This is a genomic window from Cognatundibacterium luofuense (assembly GCF_018139685.1).
Classification (GTDB): domain Bacteria; phylum Pseudomonadota; class Gammaproteobacteria; order Burkholderiales; family Burkholderiaceae_D; genus Undibacterium; species Undibacterium luofuense.
The window spans coordinates 216,892-236,733 of sequence record NZ_JAGSPN010000004.1; the positions used below are offsets into that span (position 1 = coordinate 216,892).

A 19,842-nucleotide genomic window follows, 5' to 3' on the forward strand; every position below is an offset into this window, starting at 1 on the left:
AATGACAATTTACTGGCGTCCGGCGCTGGCACTGATTGCTGCCACTTCTTTTGTAACGGTTTCTGAGGCGGCAAATGTCGCCAGTTTCTCGCCACAGGGTGAAGTGACGCAGATCAGTCAGGTCAGGGTACAGTTCTCTGAACCGATGATTGCATTCGGTGATCCGAAAATAAAAGATCCGTTCACTGTGCAGTGCAAGCTGAAAGGCAACGGACGCTGGATTAATGAAAAAAACTGGGTATATGACTTTTCTGAACCAGCCAGTTCTGGGCTGAATTGCCAGTTCAGACTATTACCGGGCTTGAACACTTTGGCCGGCAACCCTGTTCAGGGGCAAACCTCATACAGTTTTACCACCGGCGGGCCTTTTGTAAGCCGTATTCAACCGTATTCCGGTGCCAATATTGAAGAGGATCAGGCCTTCATCCTGCAGCATTCGGCGCCAGTCGCTGAATCTGTTATTCGCGAAAAAGTGTATTGTGAGCGCAAAGGAGTACAGGAGCGCATTCCGGTCAAACTGCTGACAGGTAAAGACAGAAAAGCGATTCTTGATACGCTGAATCTGAAGATCAGTGATGACAGAGTCACGGCAATTCAGTGTCAGCAAAGTTTTCCGAGCAAGACTGAAGTCAGGGTTGTATGGGAAAAAGGGATTATCAGTACAGAAGGCGGTCCTGCAAACTCCAAACAACAGCAATTTCAATACAAAGTCCGCTCCGCATTTTCAGCGGAGATGGATTGTATCCGTGAGAACGCCCGCGCTGGCTGTACACCGGTACTGCCTGTAACTTTGACGTTCAACACACCGGTGAAGCGTGAACTGATTGAGAAAATCACCCTGAAAACACCGAAAGCAACACTGAAGCCGGTGTTGTCTGCAGAGGATAAAAAAGCGCAAACCCTTAGCTACATCAGTTTTCCTCCGCCTTATACAGAAAATGCGGAGCTGCTGCTGGATTTACCCTCATCACTGACAGATGAAAGCGGCAGAAAGCTTTCCAATGCTGCAGAGTTTCCTATGAAAATACGTACCGCAGATTTTTCGCCACTGGCGAAATTTGCGACTGCTCCGTTCGGTATTGTTGAATGGGGGCCAGATGCGGCAATGCCGCTGACCTTACGTCAGGTTGAACAGGAAATTGGCCTGAAACAGGCTGACGGCAAAAAACCGGCAGGTCAGCTGACACAGTTGCGAGCAACTGAAGATGCCGCCATTATCGACTGGATTGCGCAACTGAATAAGTATCATGAATCCACGCTGCGTATTGGCAAGGAAGATGTGCAGTCCCGCACCTTGTCTTTGCTGAACCAGCAAAAAGGCAGCGAAAAAATCAATCTGCCGGTTTCCAGTCCTGACAATAAACGCCCGTTTGAAGTTGTCGGCATTCCGATGCGTCAACCCGGCTTTTATATTTTTGAAGTGGAGTCGCGTTTACTCGGACGAGCCTTGCTGGATCGCGATGCCCCTATGTATGTACGTACCAGTGCACTGACGACCAATCTCGCTGTGCATCTGAAAACCGGACGTGAAAACAGCCTGGTCTGGGTTACCCGCCTCGATAACGGCAAAGCAGTTGCCGGTGCTGAAATCCGTATTTCAGATTGCCACGGCAAACAAATCTGGAACGGAAAAACCGGAGCACAGGGAACGGTGCTCGCTGCTGTGACTTCAGATCAGGCTTGCCCTGCCATCGCCGGAACCGAAGCAAAAATTCAGGGTTTCTTTGCCAGCGCACGTATAAGCGATAGCAAAGGCGTTGAAGACATGTCCTTTGTATTATCGAGCTGGAATCAGGGGATAGAAAGTTTCCGTTTTAATTTCCCGACCGATTTCAATCCTGTCACCACCAAACGTGCGCATACGATTTTTGACCGCACGCTGTTCCGTGCCGGTCAGACGGTTTCGATGAAACACGTTTTCCGTTCTGAATCCCGTAACGGATTCGGAAATGTGAATCCGAAAGACCTGCCGGTGAAAGCACGCATCGTGCATCAGGGCAGCGGACAGGAGTATGTGTTCCCGTTGCAGTGGCGCGGTAATCAATCCGCGCTGACGCAGTTTGTGATTCCGCAGCAAGCGAAACTCGGTACGTATGAAGTGTATCTTGAAAGCACACCGCCAACGGAGAAGCGCCCGGAATATGAAGAATGGGGTATGCCGAGTGGCACGTATCTGACTGGCAGTTTCCGTGTCGAAGAATTTGTGCTGCCGACGATGACAGGACAGATTTCCCAGCCAAACGGTTTACTGGTAACGCCGAAACAAATTCCGTTGCAGGTTCAGCTGAACTATCTGAACGGTGGTGCCGCTGCCGGACGTCCCGTCGAAGTCAGCGCGATACTGGCCGGACGAACGCTGCAATATCCGCAATTTGCGGACTTCCAGTTTGGCCAGTGGAGCGATGCGGAAGACCGGATCATCGTCGCGAATAAACAGGCGATCAGTCTGGATAAGGCAGGCTCGGGGAAAACTGTTGTGAATCAGTTGCCGGAAATCAGCAGCCCGAAAACGATGCTGGCAGAAATGAATTACACCGATCCGAATGGAGAAATCCAGACCATCAGCCAGCAATTTTCAGTCTGGCCAAGCGCTGTTGTGCTTGGTGTGAAAACCGAAGGCTGGATTTCACTGCGTGACAAAGCCAGAATCAAACTGATTGCGCTGACTACGGACGGCAAACCTGCTCCGGGCACCAGAGTGAGCGTCAAAGGCCGTCAGGAACTGACGATTTCACATCGTAAGAAAATCGTCGGTGGTTTTTATGCCTATGAAAATCTCGATGAATCGAAAGATCTCGGTGAGCTTTGCAGTGGTAAAGCCGATGAACGCGGCTACTTCCTGTGCGAAGTGGATCTCAAAATCTCAGGCAATATTAATCTGGAAGCAAAGGCGCTCGATAAAGATGGCAAAGCGTTTCTGACGCAATCCAGCATCTGGGTTTCCGGTGCAGAAAGCTGGTTCGATGGTGAAAATCAGGATCGCATTGATATTCTGCCGGAGCGCAAACATTACCAGCCGGGTGAAACTGCCAAATTCCAGGTACGTATGCCATTCCGCGCTGCGACAGCGTTGGTGGCGGTGGAGCGAGAAGGCATTATCGAAACCTTTACTGTTGATATCAGCGGCAAAGACCCGAGTATTTCTGTACCGATCAAAGCGGAGTACGGGCCGAATGTGTATGTGTCGGTACTGGCGGTGCGCGGACGTATGCGTGAAGTGCCGTGGTATTCCTTCTTCACATGGGGCTGGAAAGAACCGGTTAACTGGTGGCACGAATTCCGCGAATATCAGGCACCAACCACGACTGTGGATCTGGCAAAACCTGCCTTTAAATACGGTGTGGCAGAAATTTTTGTCAGCCATCAGGGCAATGAAATGAAGATTGGCGTGCAAACTGACCAGTCATCTTATGCTGTGCGCGGAAAAGCACGGGTGAAAATTGATGCGAAACTGGCGGATGGAAAACCAGCAGCAGGCGCAGAGCTGGCCATTGCTGTTGTTGACGAAGCATTGCTGGAGTTGCAACCAAATGATAGCTGGAAGTTGCTGAGCGCCATGTATCAGCGCCGCAGTTATGGCGTTGAGACCGCAACAGCACAAATGCAGGTGATTGGTAAGCGCCACTACGGACGTAAAGCGGTGGCGGCAGGCGGAGGCGGCGGTAAATCACCAACGCGGGAACTGATTGATACGCTGTTGCTGTGGAAACCGGATCTCGTGCTGGATGCCAATGGACATGCAGAAATTGAAGTGCCGATAAATGATGCGCTGACCAGTTTCCGTGTGGTTGCGGTTGGTACTTATGCCAGCAATGTCTTCGGTACCGGTTCTACGGCATTCACGGTAAAGCAGGATTTGCAAATCATTACGGGTCTGCCACCGATGGTGCGTGAAGGTGATAACTACACCGCACAGCTCACATTGCGCAATACAACTGCACGCGATATGCAACTGAGCGTAACAGCGAAAAATGATCAGGAAACTTTGCCTGAGCAACGCGTGAAAATCGCTGCCGGCTCATCGCTGGAAGTCAGCTGGCCTGTGACCGTACCATTACTCAAAGGCAATGCAGAAACGGACTCTTTGCAATGGGAATTTGCTGCAAAAGAAACCGGCGCGGCAACGCACGCTTCTGACAGTCTGAAATTCACGCAAAAGCGTGTGACCGCCGTGCCAGTGACGGTACAGCAGGCAACACTGGTTCAGATCGATAAAACCCTCAGTATGAATCTGATCCGTCCTCAAGAAGCATTGCCTGACCGCGGTGGTATTGCGCTGAATTACAGTGCAAGCCTGCTCAATGGCTCTGAAGGTTTGCGCCGCTACTTTGAGCGTTATCCTTACAGTTGTCTGGAGCAGCGTACCTCGAAAGCGATTGGTTTACGGGATAAACAGATGTGGCAAAAAGTGGTGAACGATTTGCCATCCTATCTGGATGAAAATGGTCTGGCATCTTACTTCCCGCTGCAAAACAGTGGTCAGCAGGGCAGTGATGCACTGACTGCGTATTTGCTGGCGATCACGCAGGAAGGCGGCTATCCGGTTCCTGATGAATTCCGCAAAAAGATGCTGCAGGGTCTGAGTGACTTTGTTGAAGGGAAAATCACCCGTAAATACTGGGCACCACTGACTGATCTGGATTTCCGTAAACTGGCTGCGCTGGAAGCATTGTCCCGTTATCAGGCGGTGCAACCACGTATGCTGGGTTCGATTTCTGTTACGCCGAATCTGTGGCCAACCAGCGCCGTACTGGACTGGTACGCCATTTTGAGTCGCAGTACATCCATTCCGAAGCGTGATCAGTTACTCAAAGAAGCTGACCAGATTCTGCGTGCCCGTCTCAGTTATCAGGGTACGCGCATGGTCTTTAATACCGAGCAAAACGATAACCTGTGGTGGCTGATGAGTAACAGCAACAGCAATGCGGTGCGTTTGTTACTGACGATGGCGGATAAACCGGAGTGGAAAGAAGATATGCCGCGTTTGCTGAACGGAGCGCTGCAACGTCAGAATTCCGGTCACTGGGGAACCACCACAGCCAATGCATGGGGTACGCTGGCTCTGGAAAAATTTGCCCGTACGTTTGAAACCGAGAAAGTCAGCGGTGTGACTACAGCGGCATTGCCTGCAATGGACAAGCCACTGGCATTCAGCTGGACGACGAATGAAGGCAAAGTTCTGGTGCCGGCCGCACAACTGCGTGGTGGTGAGCAGGCATTGCAAATGAACCATGAAGGAAAAGGTAAACCGTGGGTGACATTGCAAAGCCTTGCTGCTATTCCGCTGAAAAACCCTAACTTCAGCGGCTTACGTCTGACCCGCAAAATCACTGCGCTGGAACAGAAAACGCCGGGGCAATACAGTAAAGGCGATGTGCTGCGCATTGATGTTCAGATCGAAACCAATGCAGAACTGGTCTGGGTGGTACTGAATGATCCTGTACCGGCTGGCGCCAGTATCATGGGTTCCGGCCTCGGTCGCGATTCGGAAATTGCAGGCGCTCAGGTATCTGACAACAAAGATGCGCCGGTATATGAAGAGCGCAGCTTTGATGCCTACCGTGCGTATTACCAATGGCTGCCGAAAGGCAAAATCAACGCCAGCTATGTGATTCGCCTGAATCAGCCGGGTGTGTTCCGCTTGCCGTCTACCCGGGCTGAAGTGATGTACTCACCGGATATTTTTGCTGAAACACCCAACGCCAGTCTGACTGTGAAGTGATGCAGCGTTCTTGTGTTGTTCTGAGTTGCCTGCTGCTGACCGCAATGCCGGTCAGCAGCTGTGCGATGGATAATTTTCAGCAGGTTAAAAACCGGTATATCTCTTCGGATGCGCAGTTGCTGGATCGTCAGGGTGTTTTACTGCAAACGCTGCGTGTCGATTTTAAAGAGCGTAAGGGCGAGTGGATAAAACTGGCTGACATTTCACCCGCCATGCAAACGGCGCTGATTCTGACAGAAGATAAGCGTTTCTATGAGCACAGCGGCGTGGACTGGAGTGCAGTTGCGGCCGCTGCGTGGGGTAATTTGTGGAATAGCAAAACCCGTGGCGCCTCCACCTTAACCATGCAACTGGCGGGATTGCTGGAAGCGGACCTGAAGCGCGACGGCGCACGCCGCAATCTGTGGCAAAAGCTGAACCAGACCGTGATTGCACAGGCACTGGAACGGGAATGGCGCAAAGACCAGATTCTCGAAGCGTATCTGAATATGGTGCCGTTTCGCGGCGAACTCAGCGGCATCTATGCGATGTCGCGCACACTGTTTGAAAAACATCCGAGCGGACTTGATCAGGTCGAAGCAGCGATTGCGGTTTCGCTGATACGTGCACCGAATGCTGCGCCTGCCGTTGTGGCGGAACGTGCATGCCGTTTGCTGCAGGAGCAGAAATTACCGCAATACTGCCTGAATCTGGAAGGGCAGATTCGTATCGCATTTTCCCGCAACAGCGCGTCTTACCAATCCGGCTTATCCCGCTCAGACCGCCAGCCCGGCGCGGCGCTGCATCTTGCGCGGCAATTGCTGTCGGACAAAGAACGCAGCGTGCGCAGTACTTTATCGGCAGCATTGCAACGGTATGCGCGCGATACGCTGGTGCACCAGCTGGCGGCGTTAAAAGACCGTAATGTGGAAGATGGTGCAGTTGTCGTGCTGGACAATGCCAGCGGCGATGTGCTGGCGTGGATTGGTTCCAGCGGCGCGTTATCCGATGCGCGTGAAGTGGATGGCGTTACTGCTTTGCGTCAGGCGGGTTCCACGCTGAAACCGTTTTTGTATGAAATGGCGATCGAGAAAAAATACATCACCGCCGCTTCGCTGATCGATGACAGTCCGCTCAGTATCAATACCGGTTACGGTTTATACATCCCGCAGAATTACGATAAACATTTCAAAGGTGTGGTCAGCGCGCGTACCGCACTGGCATCATCGCTGAATATTCCGGCCGTAAAAATGCTGGTGGATCTGCAGCCTGAATCATTTTTCCAGCGCTTGCAGGCACTCGGCCTCGGGCTGAAAGAATCCGGAGGATTTTATGGCTATAGCCTTGCGCTGGGCGGCGCTGATGTCAGTCTGCTCAGTCTGACCAATGCTTACCGTACGCTGGCGAATCTTGGCAATTACAGCAATGTCCGCACCCGTATGGATAAACCGCTGGCTCCGGTCAGCAAAGTATTGCAGGCACCTGCCGCGTTTATCGTAGGTGATATGCTGAGCGACCGGCAAGCGCGGGCGATTACCTTCGGTATGGAAAATGCGCTGTCTGCCAAAGTCTGGGCTGCCGTCAAAACCGGCACGTCCAAAGATATGCGCGATAACTGGTGTATCGGTTACACCAGCCGTTACACGGTTGGCGTGTGGGTAGGCAATGCATCCGGTGCCCCGATGTGGGATGTATCCGGCGTCACTGGTGCGGCGCCAGTCTGGCAAGATATCGTCCGCTATCTGCATCGTAACGATACGCCTGTGCAAAAACGCTACCGTCCAGCACCGCCGCCCGGTGTCGAGCAAACCCAGATCAGTTACAGCAATCAGCAGGAAGCCTCGCGTAAAGAATGGTTTCTGACCGGCACGGCGCAAAGCCGGATGACGGTAGGTAATCAGAGCTGGGGAACACCGAAAATTCTGTATCCGTTTGCCGGGGAAGTGATGGCACTGGACCCGGATATCCCGCCCCCCAATCAGCGAGTGAAGTTGCGGGCATCGGTTGATACCGGCTTTCTGATCATGGATGGAGAGATCATCAGTGCGCCTGCCAAAACCAAAGGCAAACCCGAAGCGGAACAAAGTGCCTTATGGTTTCCTGTACCGGGTAAACACAAACTGTCTTTACTGAATGAAAAAGGCGAATTACTGGATCAGGTTGCGTTTGAAGTGCGTGGCGCTGTACTCGCACCAAAGAAAGGGCCCCAACGCCCGCACGCGGTGAAATAAGTCCAGCGAAAAGCACGCGGCATTGTGCAAACTTCGTCATTTTACTTTTTCGGAGGCCCGGACTTTCTGCCGACGACAGTCAGATCACTGTGCTGAACACCGCATTTGGGGCATTTTCGGACAATTTACACGGTGGCAGGTGGTTCATCGCCGCAGAGGGGGCAAAAACAAAAAAGCCAGCCAACCGGATTCCGGCTCGCTGGCTTTTTCGTTTTGTTGTCACAGCAGATCAGTGCGCGCCACCTGCATCGACCGGAGCACCGCTGCGTTTCGGCTTGGTCATCCAGACAAAGAAGATCAGACCGAGGAACATCCAGGCCGCCATCCAGAAGATATCAGTGGCTGCCATGGTGCTGGCTTGTACCGAGATAGTGCGGTCCATCATGCCGTAGGCCGCTTGCTCACCGATACCGGCACGGTGCAGGTTATCGGCCTGCAATACAAACTGGCTGGACGCATAGCCGGTGGATTCAGTCAGCCTTGAGTGGTGCAGGGTAGAGCGGTTATCCCACAGCGTGGTCATGATCGATGCACCCATACCGCCGCACATAATCCGGACGAAGTTAGATAAACCCGAAGCTGCCGGAATTTTTTCCGGACGCTGGCCGGACAAAATAATCGAGGTCAGTGGGATAAAGAACATCGACATCGCCGCGCCCTGAATCAGCGTCGGCACCATCAGGTTATAGGTATCCACTTCGGTATTGAAGCGGGCCCGCAGGAAAAACACCAGTGCGAAACCGAGAAAGGCGGTGGTGGCAACCCAGCGGGCATCAACTTTCGGCAGCAATTTACCAATCACTGGCGACAGCAGAATCGCAAAAATCCCGACTGGCGCCATCACTTTACCGGCTTCAGTTGCGGTGTAACCGAGCTGGGTTTGCAGCCACAGCGGCATAATCACCAGACTACCGAAGAACAAGCCGTAAGCGACGGAAATCGCCAGAACGCCGGATGCAAAATTGCGTCCTTTGAACAGACTCAGATCGACGACAGGATGGTCTTGCCCGTTTTCCCAGATGATGAAATACACCAGCCCGACCACAGCAATCACTGTCAGCAGCACGATTTCACCGGAGTTGAACCAGTCCAGTTCTTTGCCCTTATCCAGCATCAGCTGCAATGCACCGACCCAGATGACCAGCAGCGCGAGTCCGATTTTATCGACCGGAATTTTACGCACTACAGATTCCCGTTTGTGATAAATCGACCAGGTTGCCCACGCAGTGAACAGACCCACAGGAATATTGATATAGAAAATCCACGGCCAGCTGTAATTGTCGGAAATCCAGCCGCCGAGCAAAGGCCCGACAATCGGTGCGACCAGTGTGGTCATCCCCCATAGTGCAAGTGCCATCGAGCTTTTCGCGGGCGGATAACTGGATAACAGCAAGGATTGCGACAGCGGAATCATCGGTCCGGCCACGGCGCCCTGAATAATCCGCGCCACGATCAGGGTTTCAATATTCGGTGCCATACCGCACAGCCATGACGACAAGACGAACAGCAATACTGAGGTCATGAATAATCTGACCTGACCGAATTGCATGGTCAGCCAGCCAGTCAGCGGCACTGAAATCGCATTCGCGACGGCGAACGAGGTAATCACCCAGGTGCCTTGTTGCGGAGAAACACCGAGATTACCGGAGATCGCCGGAATCGACACGTTGGCAATCGACGAATCCAGCACGTTCATAAATACCGCCAGCGACAAGGCCAGCGTTCCCATCGCCAGCTCGCCCCCTTTCAGGGGCGGGTGATGGATATGCGCCTGCTGACTCATGATTTGCCTGCGCCGGAATGTTCGCGAATAATTTTCTGAATACGGCTGTCAGCATCAGCCACTGCATGATCAAATACGGCAGTCTGATACACCGTTGTCTTATTATCCGCAGCAGTCACAGCGACTGGTTTGCCGGACTGGTCAGAAATATCAACCTGCACATGCATGGACAAGCCAACGCGCAGCGGGTTTTTCTCCAGTTCTTTCGGATCTAAGGCGATACGCACCGGAATACGCTGCACAACTTTAATCCAGTTACCGGTGGCGTTTTGCGCTGGCAACAGAGAAAACGCGGAACCGGTACCGGCCGACATACCGGCAATTTTGCCATGGTAAGTAATGTCGTCACCATACAGATCTGCATGCAGCGTGACCGGCTGACCGATACGCATTTTGGTGATCTGACCTTCTTTAAAGTTCGCATCCACCCACAGCGAATTCAGCGGCACAACAGACAGCAGCGGCGTACCCGGTGCCACGCGCTGACCAACCTGTACCGCGCGTTTAGCGATATAACCGGAAACCGGCGCCGGAATTACAGTGCGGCTTTCCTGCACCAGCAGTTCGCGCAAACGCGCCGCAGCACGCAATACGTTCGGATGCTGGGCTACGCTGGTGTTATCGGTCATTACTTTATTGGAAGCGAGCTGATCTTTCGCTGCTGTCAGCGCTGCTTCCGCTGCTTTCAGACCGGTTTTTGCATGTTCGATTTCTTCCGCAGAAATCGCACCGGTATTCGCCAGACCCTGACGGCGGGATAAATCCGCTTTGGCACGTTCCACATCCACGGCGCGGGCATCTGCCATCGCCTGCAAACCGGCATTATTGGCAAACAGCACGCGCACTTCGCGCACCGCCTGTGCCAGTTGTGCTTCGGCTTGCTCAATCGCGACTTTGCTGTCGGTCTTGTCCAGCGCGATCAGCGGTTTGCCTGCTTCGATGTATTCAGTATCGTCGCCATTGACCGCCAGCACGGTACCGGCGATTTGCGGTGTGACTTGCACCACATTGCCTGCCGCATATGCATCTTCGGTTTGCTCATATTTGCTGAGCACGGTTTTCCAGTAAGCGCCGTAACCGATACCGGCAACTGCCAGCACGGCAGTCACGAAAATCAGGCGGGTTTTGCGACCGTTGGATGGAATTGGCTGTTCATTTTCTTGCATGGTATTCATCTGTATCCCTGTATTTTTCTGAATTTTTCTAAATTGATCTTAGTGTTCTTGCAGCTTGCTCAGTTTGTGGCCGGTAAATCACCGCCGATAGCGCGGATCAGGGCGATCTGAGAAAGCGTCATCTTGCTTTGAATGTCATTCAGGTTTTTCTTTTGGCCGACTTCATTGATTTCAGCTTGCAGGACAGGCAGGTCAGTGCCTGTACCGGCGCGCTGACGCAGCGTTGCCAGTTGCTGCAGCTGATTCGCTGATTGCCGTGCAGATTCTGCAATCTTGCGCTGCTCATTCAGCTTTTGCAGACTTTGCACTTGCTCCGCAGCATCTTTGAAGGCGCTTTGTAAGGACTGGTTATAGCTGTAGACCGCCGTGTCGTACTCCGCCACATTGCGGCTCAGACTGGCGCGCAGACGACCACCATCAAAAACCGGTAAAGAAAGCACCGGGCCGGCACCGGCAATCGCACTGCCGGATTTCAGCAAATGATCCAGTCCCAGACTGGATAAGCCGGCAAATGCATTGATATTGATATCCGGATAGAAATTTGCCTTTGCCTGCGCAATACCTGCATCGGCTGCTTCAACACGCCAGCGCGCAGCAACGATTTCCGGTTTGCGGGCAATCAGATGCAGTGGCAGGTTTTCCGGTGGCAGCGTCAGACCCTGTACAGGTGCAGCCGGCACTGCAATGCTTGCAGCGTAATCCGGTGTTTTACCCAGCAATAAAGCCAGTTGCAGCTTTGCGCTGTCGATACCGTCTTTCCATTGCTGTATTTCTTGCAGCAGTGCGGATTCGCTCAGTTCGTTCTGGCGGATTTCCGTCTGATTTTCCAGACCGGCTTTGGCGCGTGCTTTCGATAATTCGCTGATACGCTGACGCAGTTTCAGCTGAGTGATGGTCAGTTCCAGCGCCTGCGCATGGTGATTCAGCTGTACCCATTGCGATGCAATCGCTGCCGCCAGACTCATACGGGCAGCGGCTAATTCGGCTTCGGTGGCTGCTTTCTGGCTGATCGCAGATTTCAACGCTGCCTGATGCTTGCCCCAGAAATCCAGATCGTATTTAACACCAACCGTCACCTGATTATTGGTATCCCAGGTGCCGCCCAGTGGCGGCGGAATCATGCCGGTTTCCGTGAATCGCTGATAAGTGCTTTCTGCCTGCAATCCAGCGGAAGGCAGTGTGCTGGCGCGTGCCAGTGCTTCTGATGTTGCAGCGGCGCTGATGCGGGTGCGGGCCATATCGATACCCGGATTGTCTTTCAGGCCGGTTGCAATCAGTTGCGCGAGATTTTCGCCGCCGATGCGCTGCGGCCATTGCACTGCATCCCATGCAGCATCGTTCTGCGCTGCGGTTTCAGGAGCCTGCATCAGCTTCGCCTGCGGGGAAATTCCCTGAAAGTTTGCACAGCCGTTCAGCAGCAGTACGCTGGCCATGGCCATAACGCTCAGCGCGGGTTTTAATTTGCCTGGTTTGTTCTGATTCATAAATCACTCATTCATTGCTTGGGTTTTCATTGCCTTGGCAACTAAAATCTTTGGCGTCCAGTAAAGGGCGGTTTGCCAGCAGCTTGCGTAACAGGCATTTCAGGAAACCCAGTTCCTCCTGCGTAAAGCCATCCAGCGCCACATCCAGTACTTCGCGGTACAGCGGCGGCAGACTGATCGCCACTTCGCGACCGGCTTCGGTCAGCTCCAGTTTCAGCGTGCGGCGGTCAGCAGGATCGGCCACGCGACGCACCAGACCTTTTTCTTCCAGCTTATCGAGCGAACGCTTCAGCGCTGCCGGATCGATAAACAAATCACGCGCCATCGTCGCGGCGGTGACGTTCTCATGCATAGACAGCGTAATCATGATGCTGCCCTGTGCATGGGTAATGCCCGCGCGGCTGAGCGCCTGATCCACCGAGCGCGACAGCATGGTGCGGGAGCGTGCCAGCAGATAGCCGACGCTGTTCTCTACCTGCGTGACATCAAACTCCAGCGGCTTGGGTGCTTGCTGCATATCATTCCCTCCGGAAATTCATTGACTAGGCAATAGTCTACATCAGTTTTATTTTTTGTGCAGAGTACGGCGATTTTTTGTATTAGGCAGCACATAAGCCTCATCACCATCAGAAAGTGAACTGCTTTTGTGCTGAATTTCTCTGATTTTTCGCTTACTTCGTTTATTTCGCTGATTTTTGGAGTTTTGATGCGGGAAGGCAGGGGGATTTGCCTATCACTGGCACAGCTGCATTTAGAAAAACGCTTCAAATGTGAGAAGTGCAGGTCAGAGGCGCATACAGTTCAGACCAACGCGGACAATGAATACGAATCGCAGCCTGACGTCACATGCCAAACTACTGCTGCCGGTCACTTCGATTGTGCAAATATCGTCATCAGGCATTTGCGGAAGCCCGGACTTTCTGCCGACGACAGGCGGGGTGCTGTGCCGGAGTCCGCATTTAAGGCATTTTGGGCTCAAAAATCGCCATGAACTGGCTTTCAGGAAATGACGGACGATGCAGCACTACACTCGGAAAGAAGGAGGGAAGGAGATAAGACCAACAGCGGACGACCTTTTTGGGCACAATGACAGTACCTCACAAACCGCAAGGCGAAAAAAACGCTGCCGAAGCAGCGTTTTTAAACAGGCATCTGCAATGCTTACAGAATCTCGCTGGCGTGATCTGCCAGACGCGAACGTTCGCCGCGTGCCAGTGTAACGTGACCGCTGTGCGCCCAGCCTTTGAAGCGATCCACCACGTAAGTCAGACCGCTGGAACCTTCGGTCAGATATGGCGTATCGATCTGCGCGATGTTACCCAGACACACGATTTTGGTGCCCGGACCTGCACGGGTGACCAGCGTTTTCATTTGCTTCGGCGTTAAGTTCTGCGCTTCGTCGATGATGAGGAATTTATTCACGAAGGTACGTCCGCGCATAAAGTTCAGCGATTTGATCTTGATCTTGGAGCGGATCAGGTCCTGCGTCGCTGCACGTCCCCAGTCACCGGCATCGTTATCAGACTTGTTCAGCACTTCCAGATTGTCGTCAAACGCGCCCATCCATGGCGACATTTTTTCTTCCTCAGTGCCCGGCAGGAAGCCGATGTCTTCGCCAACCGGCACAGTTACACGGGTAACGATAATCTCGTTATAGGTTTTGCTTTCCAGCACCTGCGCCAGACCGGATGCCAGCGCCAGCAGCGTTTTACCGGTACCAGCCTGACCAAGCAGCGTCACGAAATCGCATTCCGGATCCATCAGCAGATTCAGTGCGAAATTCTGTTCGCGGTTACGCGCGGAAATGCCCCAGATGCTGTGCTTGACGTGGCTGTAATCACGCAGGGTTTGCAGCACGGCAGTTTTGCCATTGATCTGACGCACCTGACCATAAAACGCCGCTTCGCCGTTTTTCGGTTCCAGATATACAAACTGGTTCACCAGCAAACTAGGAATCACAGGGCCGGTAATACGGTAGAAGGTGGTACTGATACCGTTTTTGTTTTCCTGCCAGGTTTCAATGCCTTTGCCATGCTTATTCCAGAAATCATCCGGTAACTGCACGACGCCGGAATACAGCAAATCAGAGTCTTCCAACACATGGTCATTGAAATAATCTTCTGCAGCCAGACCCAGCGCACGCGCTTTGATGCGCATATTGATATCTTTGGAAACCAGTACGATAGGACGTCCCGGATATTCTGCTTCCAGTGCCTGCACCACACCCAGAATCTGGTTGTCGGCTTTCCCTTTCGGCAAACCGGCAGGCTGCGTGATTTCGGATAATCTTGTCTGGAAATACAGTTTGCCGCCGGCATCACGGTTGCCCAGTTTGGACAGCGGAATCCCTTTTTCAATCGATTGATGATCAATATCGGCGACCAGCGCATCGAGAGAACGGGACACCTGACGCGCATTCCGAGCAACTTCGGACATACCTTTTTTATGATCATCCAGCTCTTCGAGTGTGATCATCGGCAGGTAGACATCATGCTCTTCAAAGCGGAACAGGGATGTCGGATCGTGCATCAGCACATTGGTATCCAGCACAAACATTTTCGCCTGACCGGATTTGTCCGCAGCGCGGCTGATCTGCGATTTTGGCTTGTTGCCGGATTCTGTTTTCGCAGGAGCAGCCGCAGCAGGGCGTTCAGCAATAGTTTTTTTGGCTTTTTTTGCCACAGCCTGCGCTGCATTAGGAGTAGCGGCAACCGGTGCAGCCACCACTTCCGGCAAGGCTTTCGGTGTCGCTGCTTTCTTCGCAACGGTTTTAGCAGGCGCGATTTCCGGCGTATCTTTCGCTTTCACCTTCGCCGGCTTCGTGTCAGATGCCTCTGGCACGTTGTAATCTTTTTGCGCGAGCAGGGCTGCCGGCTTCGTTGGCATCTTGGGTAATGGCATACGGACCTCGGAAAAATGTGAGGAGACAGAAAATAAAAAACCGCACTGACAGCGCCGGAGCGTCCGGCTGGCTGTGGTAGTGCGGCGGCAGTAAGATATTGTCTGTAATCAAGCTGTTGGCAGTGTGCTAACGAATTGCAGAACTTCTTCGACGTGATTTGCAACTTTCACGCCTCTCCATTCTTTCACCAACACACCTTTTGCGTCAATGACAAACGTGGAGCGTTCAATGCCACGGACTTGCTTGCCATACATATTTTTCAGCTTCATCACCTGAAAAGTCTGGCACAGCGCTTCATCCGGATCGCTGATCAGTTCGAATGGCAAATCCAGCTTTTTCTTGAAACCTTCATGGGAGCGAAGGCTGTCACGGCTGATCCCGACGATGACGGTGTTATACGCATCAAACTGGGCTTGTGCATCACGGAAAGCAATGCTTTCTGTCGTGCAGCCGGGGGTATTATCTTTTGGGTAAAAATACAACACCAGATTTTTTCCGGCAAAGTCGGACAAGCGAAATTCTTTCTCACTGGTCATATTTGCGGAAAAAGAGGGAATCGGGCAATTCACCGCGATTGTATTGTCAGCCACTGTTTTCTCCTTGTTTAAACTGAGGGGGAAGTGTATTGCTGACAAACTTCCCGCCAATCAGTTCACTGCAATCAGTTCACCTGAACGCCCGGGCACGCTGGCCCACAGTAGCGGTTTGGTTGGAAAATCCTGATTTGCAATTTGTTTAAAGTAGTGCTCCATCGAAACGCAGTCATAACCCTGCGCTTTCCATCCTGACAAAAGCTGCTCGAAGATGGGGGCAAGTTTCTGACCTTCAAGTTCCGCATGCAAAGTAAATACGTGGTCACGCGGCGTTGCCGTCAGGCTCAGAATGTGTGCAGCAATATTTGCGGTCGTGATTTGTTTGCCGGCGATATCGCGACCCAGCAATTCATCCAGTGTGGGAAGCGTGGTCGGCATTTGCAGACACTGCATGGTCTTACCATCGACACTCAGGCGGTAGGGGCCTGTTGCCGGGTTTTGCAGTGAGCCATCGTCATTCAGAAGAGCACGGCCATCGGATGCATACTGCATTCCTGCACTGTCCAACTGACGGAATGCGTCACCGTTCATTTGCCAGCCAGCCGCACCGTGTGTCGGTGCCGCGTAGCCGAAAATATCGCGGAAACGTTGTTCAGCCTGCTGCATCTGACGCTGAGTCCATGCTGCATCTTTGTAGCGGACAGCATCCTGCCACAACACGTGATCCCAGGTGTGGATACCGCATTCAAATCCCTGGTCGCGTACCAGATGCATTTCTTCCCGGCACTGACCGATATCCGGCCCGGGCAGAAACACGCCGTACATCAGGGTTTTAAAACCATAATGTTCGACAACCGAGGTACGGGAAACTTTTTGAAAAAAACCCGGCCGGAAGGCGCGTTTCAGCGCCCATCCGGTGTGGTCTTTTCCCAGCGAGAACAGGAATGTTGCTCCGGCCTGATGTTTTTTCAGTATCCGGACCAGATTCGGCACGCCTTCTCTGGTTCCGCGATAGGTATCAACATCAATTTTTAATGCAATAACCGGCATCAGAGGATTAATCCATCAGTGCGCGTGCTTCGGCTACCTGAGAACGGTAAGCATCGAAAATATTGCGCATGGTGTCTTTCATCGTGGTGCTTGGATTCCAGCCCAGTTCTTCGCAGGTATTGGTGATTTTCGGAACGCGGTTTTTCACGTCCTGATAACCGTTACCGTAGTAAGCATCGGAAGTAGTTTCTACCAGCTGAACTTTTTTCGCATTTTCTGCGTATTCAGGATACTCAGCAGCCAGATCCAGCATCATGTGAGCCAGTTCACGGATAGAGTAGTTATTGGTCGGGTTACCGATGTTGTAGATTTTGCCGGAAGCGACACCGTTTTTATTGTCGATAATACGCATCAGCGCATCGATACCGTCATCGATGTAAGTGAAAGCACGTTTCTGTGCGCCACCGTCCACCAGAGAGATGTTTTCACCGCGCACGATGTGACCGAAGAACTGTGTCACAACACGGGAGCTGCCTTCTTTTGGTGTATGGATGCTGTCCAGACCTGCACCGATCCAGTTGAAAGGACGGAACAGTGTGAAGTTCAGGCCTTCCATGCCGTAACCCCAGATGACGCGATCCATCAGTTGTTTCGCGCAGGAGTAAATCCAGCGTGGTTTATTGATAGGACCGCAGATCAGTTCGGACTGGTCCGGATCGAACTCTTCGTCGTGGCACATGCCATACACTTCAGAAGTGGATGGGAATACCAGATGTTTGCCATATTTAGCTGCGGAACGAACGATAGGCAGGTTGGCTTCAAAGTCTAGTTCGAAGACGCGCAGCGGCTGTTTAACGTAAGTGGATGGTGTTGCGATCGCGACCAGCGGCAGAATCACATCACATTTTTTGACATGATACTCAACCCATTCTTTATTGATGGTGATGTCACCTTCAAAGAAGTGCATGCGCGGGTGATTAATCAGGTCGCCCAGACGCTCGGTTTGCATGTCCATGCCATACACTTCCCAGTCTGTTGTTTCGAGAATGCGTTTGGACAGGTGGTGACCGATAAAACCGTTCACGCCGAGGATGAGGACTTTTTTCATAGTATGTTCTTCTTAAAAAATGATTACTCAGGGATTTGGGTAAAACACGGTTCAGAACAGCTTTGTGAGCTGTTCCGCAGAAACCGGCTTCCCATCCAGCAGTAATTCGGAAATACAGATTGCACGACCATCGCCGCACACACCGAATATCGTATTATCTATCACTTGCAAGCCAATCGGCAAATTTCTAACTTCCTGGTCAGTTAATCTTGCTTTACCAATAACGAAGCGATGTCCGTTCTGATCGAAAAATGCACCGGGGTAGGGCGGCGCCACCGCTCTGTGCAGATTGTAGACATTCTGTGCAGACTGAGACCAGTCAACACGACCATCTTCCGGCTTGCGTCCGCCAAAATAACTGCCTTCGGCCAGGTTATTTTGCAAGCGCGGTGCTGTACCCGCAATCAGACCGGGTAAGGCATTCCACAAAGTTTGCTCTGCCGCAACGGTGAGCTTTCCGAATACTTCAAATGCAGTGTCATCCGGCAAAATCGGCACAGCTGTTTGCGCAATAATCGCGCCAGCGTCAGGCTTAGCAGCCATTTCATGCAGGGTTGCACCGGTTTCTGTTTCGCCGTGTAAAACTGCCCAGTTCACCGGAACACGGCCTCGATACTTAGGCAGTAAGGATCCGTGCAGGTTATATGCACCGCGCTTCGCGAGTGTCAGCAGGGTAACCGGCAGCATATGACGGTAGTAGAAGCTGAAAATAAAATCAGGGTTGCAGGCGGCAACTGTCTGATGCAAGGCTTCTGTCGCAGGATCATCCGGTGTAATGCAGCGTATGCCTTTTTCGGAGCACAGCGCAGCAACCGATTCAAACCAGATATTTTCTGCAGGATTGTCCTGATGGCTGACTACCAGTGCGACATCAACGCCACGCGCCAGCAAAGTACGCAGGCCACGGACACCAACATTGTGATACGCAAATACGACGGCAACCGGTTTCGTCATCACACACCATCCTTCTCAGTCAGTTCCTGGCGCTCCAGTATGGTTTGAACAACAAAACGTGGGCGACCGCGAACCTGCTGGTAAATACGACCAACGTACTCACCGAGTAAGCCAATACCAAACAGAATCACGCCCATCAGGAAGAAAGCAATCGCGAACAGGGTAAACAAACCTTCCGCTTCCGCGCCAAACGCAAAACGACGAATCAGCAGCAACGCGACCAGTCCGCCGGACAACAATGACAAGGCCATTCCCAGCATGGAGAACCATTGCAAAGGCATGATAGAAAAGCCGGTCATCAGATCGAAGTTCAGGCGAATCAGACTGTACAGCGAATATTTGGACTCGCCGGCAGCACGCTCTTCATGCTCAACAGTTATTTCAGTCGGTTTGCGTGAGAACGTATATGCCAGCGCTGGCACAAAAGTATTTACTTCGCTGCACTGGTTGATCAGATCAATCACATTGCGGCCATAAGCGCGCAGCATATTGCCCTGATCGGTAATTTTGATACGGGTGATTTTCTCGCGCAAACGGTTCATTGCTTTAGAGGCATAAGTACGCCATGCCGAATCCTGACGTTTGCGGCGAATGGAACCGACATAGTCATATCCCTCGCGCATTTTATCAACCAGCGCGCCTATTTCTTCCGGCGGGTTCTGCAAATCCGCGTCCAGCGTTACAACGATGTCACCACGGGTAGCTTTAAAGCCGGCGAGGATCGCCATGTGCTGGCCGTAATTGCCGTTAAACAGCACAACCCGCGTCACGTCCGGACGTACACGGAACTGATCCGCCAGAATCAGCGGCGTGTTGTCACGGCTGCCGTCGTTGACGAAAACGACTTCATAGCTGACACCGCGCTCAGCAAGTTTATCCAGAGCAGGGTAGAGACGGGCGAATAACTTTGCCAAACCTGCTTCTTCATTGTAAACAGGGATAACGACGGATAATTCTGGTTTCATTCTGATGCGTACCGGA

The 19,842-nt window shown here is 52.4% G+C and carries 12 protein-coding genes; 2 read left to right on the top strand and 10 right to left on the bottom strand.

Annotation, left to right across the window (positions count from 1 at the left end; genetic code table 11):
• Nucleotide 1: 1 nt before the first annotated feature.
• Together KDM89_RS07775 and pbpC are read left to right on the top strand one after the other, a co-directional pair.
• Nucleotides 2-5,722: an alpha-2-macroglobulin family protein gene (locus KDM89_RS07775; RefSeq protein ID WP_212687374.1), complete on the top strand. Its 5,721-nt coding sequence runs from the start codon at nt 2-4 to the stop codon at nt 5,720-5,722.
• The gene (pbpC, locus tag KDM89_RS07780) at nt 5,722-7,932 is read left to right on the top strand and encodes a penicillin-binding protein 1C (protein WP_212687375.1); all 2,211 of its coding nucleotides are present in this window, start codon (nt 5,722-5,724) and stop codon (nt 7,930-7,932) included. The genes KDM89_RS07775 and pbpC overlap by 1 nt, the downstream gene beginning before the upstream one ends.
• Nucleotides 7,933-8,161: 229 nt before the next feature.
• Here pbpC and KDM89_RS07785 read toward each other — a convergent pair whose 3' ends face one another.
• From KDM89_RS07785 to KDM89_RS07830, 10 genes are all read right to left on the bottom strand, one after another.
• A complete protein-coding gene (locus KDM89_RS07785; protein WP_212687376.1) occupies nt 8,162-9,715 on the bottom strand; it encodes a DHA2 family efflux MFS transporter permease subunit in 1,554 nt (517 codons plus the stop codon).
• The gene (locus KDM89_RS07790) at nt 9,712-10,890 is read right to left on the bottom strand and encodes an HlyD family secretion protein (RefSeq protein ID WP_212687377.1); all 1,179 of its coding nucleotides are present in this window, start codon (nt 10,888-10,890) and stop codon (nt 9,712-9,714) included. The genes KDM89_RS07785 and KDM89_RS07790 overlap by 4 nt, the downstream gene beginning before the upstream one ends.
• A 59-nt stretch (nt 10,891-10,949) precedes the next feature.
• Nucleotides 10,950-12,374 carry an efflux transporter outer membrane subunit gene (locus tag KDM89_RS07795; RefSeq protein WP_212687378.1) on the bottom strand — a complete coding sequence of 475 codons (1,425 nt, stop codon included), beginning with the start codon at nt 12,372-12,374 and terminating at the stop codon, nt 10,950-10,952.
• Nucleotides 12,375-12,381: 7 nt separating this feature from the next.
• The gene (locus tag KDM89_RS07800; RefSeq protein ID WP_212687379.1) at nt 12,382-12,891 is read right to left on the bottom strand and encodes a MarR family winged helix-turn-helix transcriptional regulator; all 510 of its coding nucleotides are present in this window, start codon (nt 12,889-12,891) and stop codon (nt 12,382-12,384) included.
• Nucleotides 12,892-13,535: 644 nt separating this feature from the next.
• Entirely contained in the window at nt 13,536-15,275 is a 1,740-nt protein-coding gene (locus KDM89_RS07805; RefSeq protein WP_212687380.1) for a PhoH family protein, read from the bottom strand.
• Nucleotides 15,276-15,383: 108 nt separating this feature from the next.
• Nucleotides 15,384-15,866 carry a peroxiredoxin gene (locus KDM89_RS07810; protein WP_329604634.1) on the bottom strand — a complete coding sequence of 161 codons (483 nt, stop codon included), beginning with the start codon at nt 15,864-15,866 and terminating at the stop codon, nt 15,384-15,386.
• Nucleotides 15,867-15,923: 57 nt separating this feature from the next.
• Nucleotides 15,924-16,859, bottom strand: coding sequence for a polysaccharide deacetylase family protein (locus KDM89_RS07815; protein WP_212687381.1), 936 nt, complete (start codon nt 16,857-16,859; stop codon nt 15,924-15,926).
• Nucleotides 16,860-16,866: 7 nt separating this feature from the next.
• Nucleotides 16,867-17,907, bottom strand: a complete 1,041-nt coding sequence (locus tag KDM89_RS07820; protein ID WP_212687382.1) for a bifunctional UDP-4-keto-pentose/UDP-xylose synthase — start codon at nt 17,905-17,907, stop codon at nt 16,867-16,869.
• 51 nt (nt 17,908-17,958) lie between these two features.
• The gene (locus KDM89_RS07825) at nt 17,959-18,861 is read right to left on the bottom strand and encodes a formyltransferase (protein WP_212687445.1); all 903 of its coding nucleotides are present in this window, start codon (nt 18,859-18,861) and stop codon (nt 17,959-17,961) included.
• Nucleotides 18,861-19,826, bottom strand: a complete 966-nt coding sequence (locus tag KDM89_RS07830; protein WP_212687383.1) for a glycosyltransferase — start codon at nt 19,824-19,826, stop codon at nt 18,861-18,863. The genes KDM89_RS07825 and KDM89_RS07830 overlap by 1 nt, the downstream gene beginning before the upstream one ends.
• Nucleotides 19,827-19,842: the final 16 nt, after the last annotated feature.

Excerpts from the sequence above, each read along its gene's own strand:
- KDM89_RS07800 (WP_212687379.1), bottom strand. The coding sequence starts at position 12,891 with ATGCAGCAAGCACCCAAGCCGCTGGAGTTTGATGTCACGCAGGTAGAG.
- KDM89_RS07790 (WP_212687377.1), bottom strand. The coding sequence starts at position 10,890 with ATGAATACCATGCAAGAAAATGAACAGCCAATTCCATCCAACGGTCGC.
- KDM89_RS07825 (WP_212687445.1), bottom strand. The coding sequence starts at position 18,861 with ATGACGAAACCGGTTGCCGTCGTATTTGCGTATCACAATGTTGGTGTC.
- KDM89_RS07795 (WP_212687378.1), bottom strand. The coding sequence starts at position 12,374 with ATGAATCAGAACAAACCAGGCAAATTAAAACCCGCGCTGAGCGTTATG.
- pbpC (WP_212687375.1), top strand. The coding sequence starts at position 5,722 with ATGCAGCGTTCTTGTGTTGTTCTGAGTTGCCTGCTGCTGACCGCAATG.
- KDM89_RS07815 (WP_212687381.1), bottom strand. The coding sequence starts at position 16,859 with ATGCCGGTTATTGCATTAAAAATTGATGTTGATACCTATCGCGGAACC.
- KDM89_RS07775 (WP_212687374.1), top strand. The coding sequence starts at position 2 with ATGACAATTTACTGGCGTCCGGCGCTGGCACTGATTGCTGCCACTTCT.
- KDM89_RS07820 (WP_212687382.1), bottom strand. The coding sequence starts at position 17,907 with ATGAAAAAAGTCCTCATCCTCGGCGTGAACGGTTTTATCGGTCACCAC.
- KDM89_RS07830 (WP_212687383.1), bottom strand. The coding sequence starts at position 19,826 with ATGAAACCAGAATTATCCGTCGTTATCCCTGTTTACAATGAAGAAGCA.
- KDM89_RS07785 (WP_212687376.1), bottom strand. The coding sequence starts at position 9,715 with ATGAGTCAGCAGGCGCATATCCATCACCCGCCCCTGAAAGGGGGCGAG.
- KDM89_RS07805 (WP_212687380.1), bottom strand. The coding sequence starts at position 15,275 with ATGCCATTACCCAAGATGCCAACGAAGCCGGCAGCCCTGCTCGCGCAA.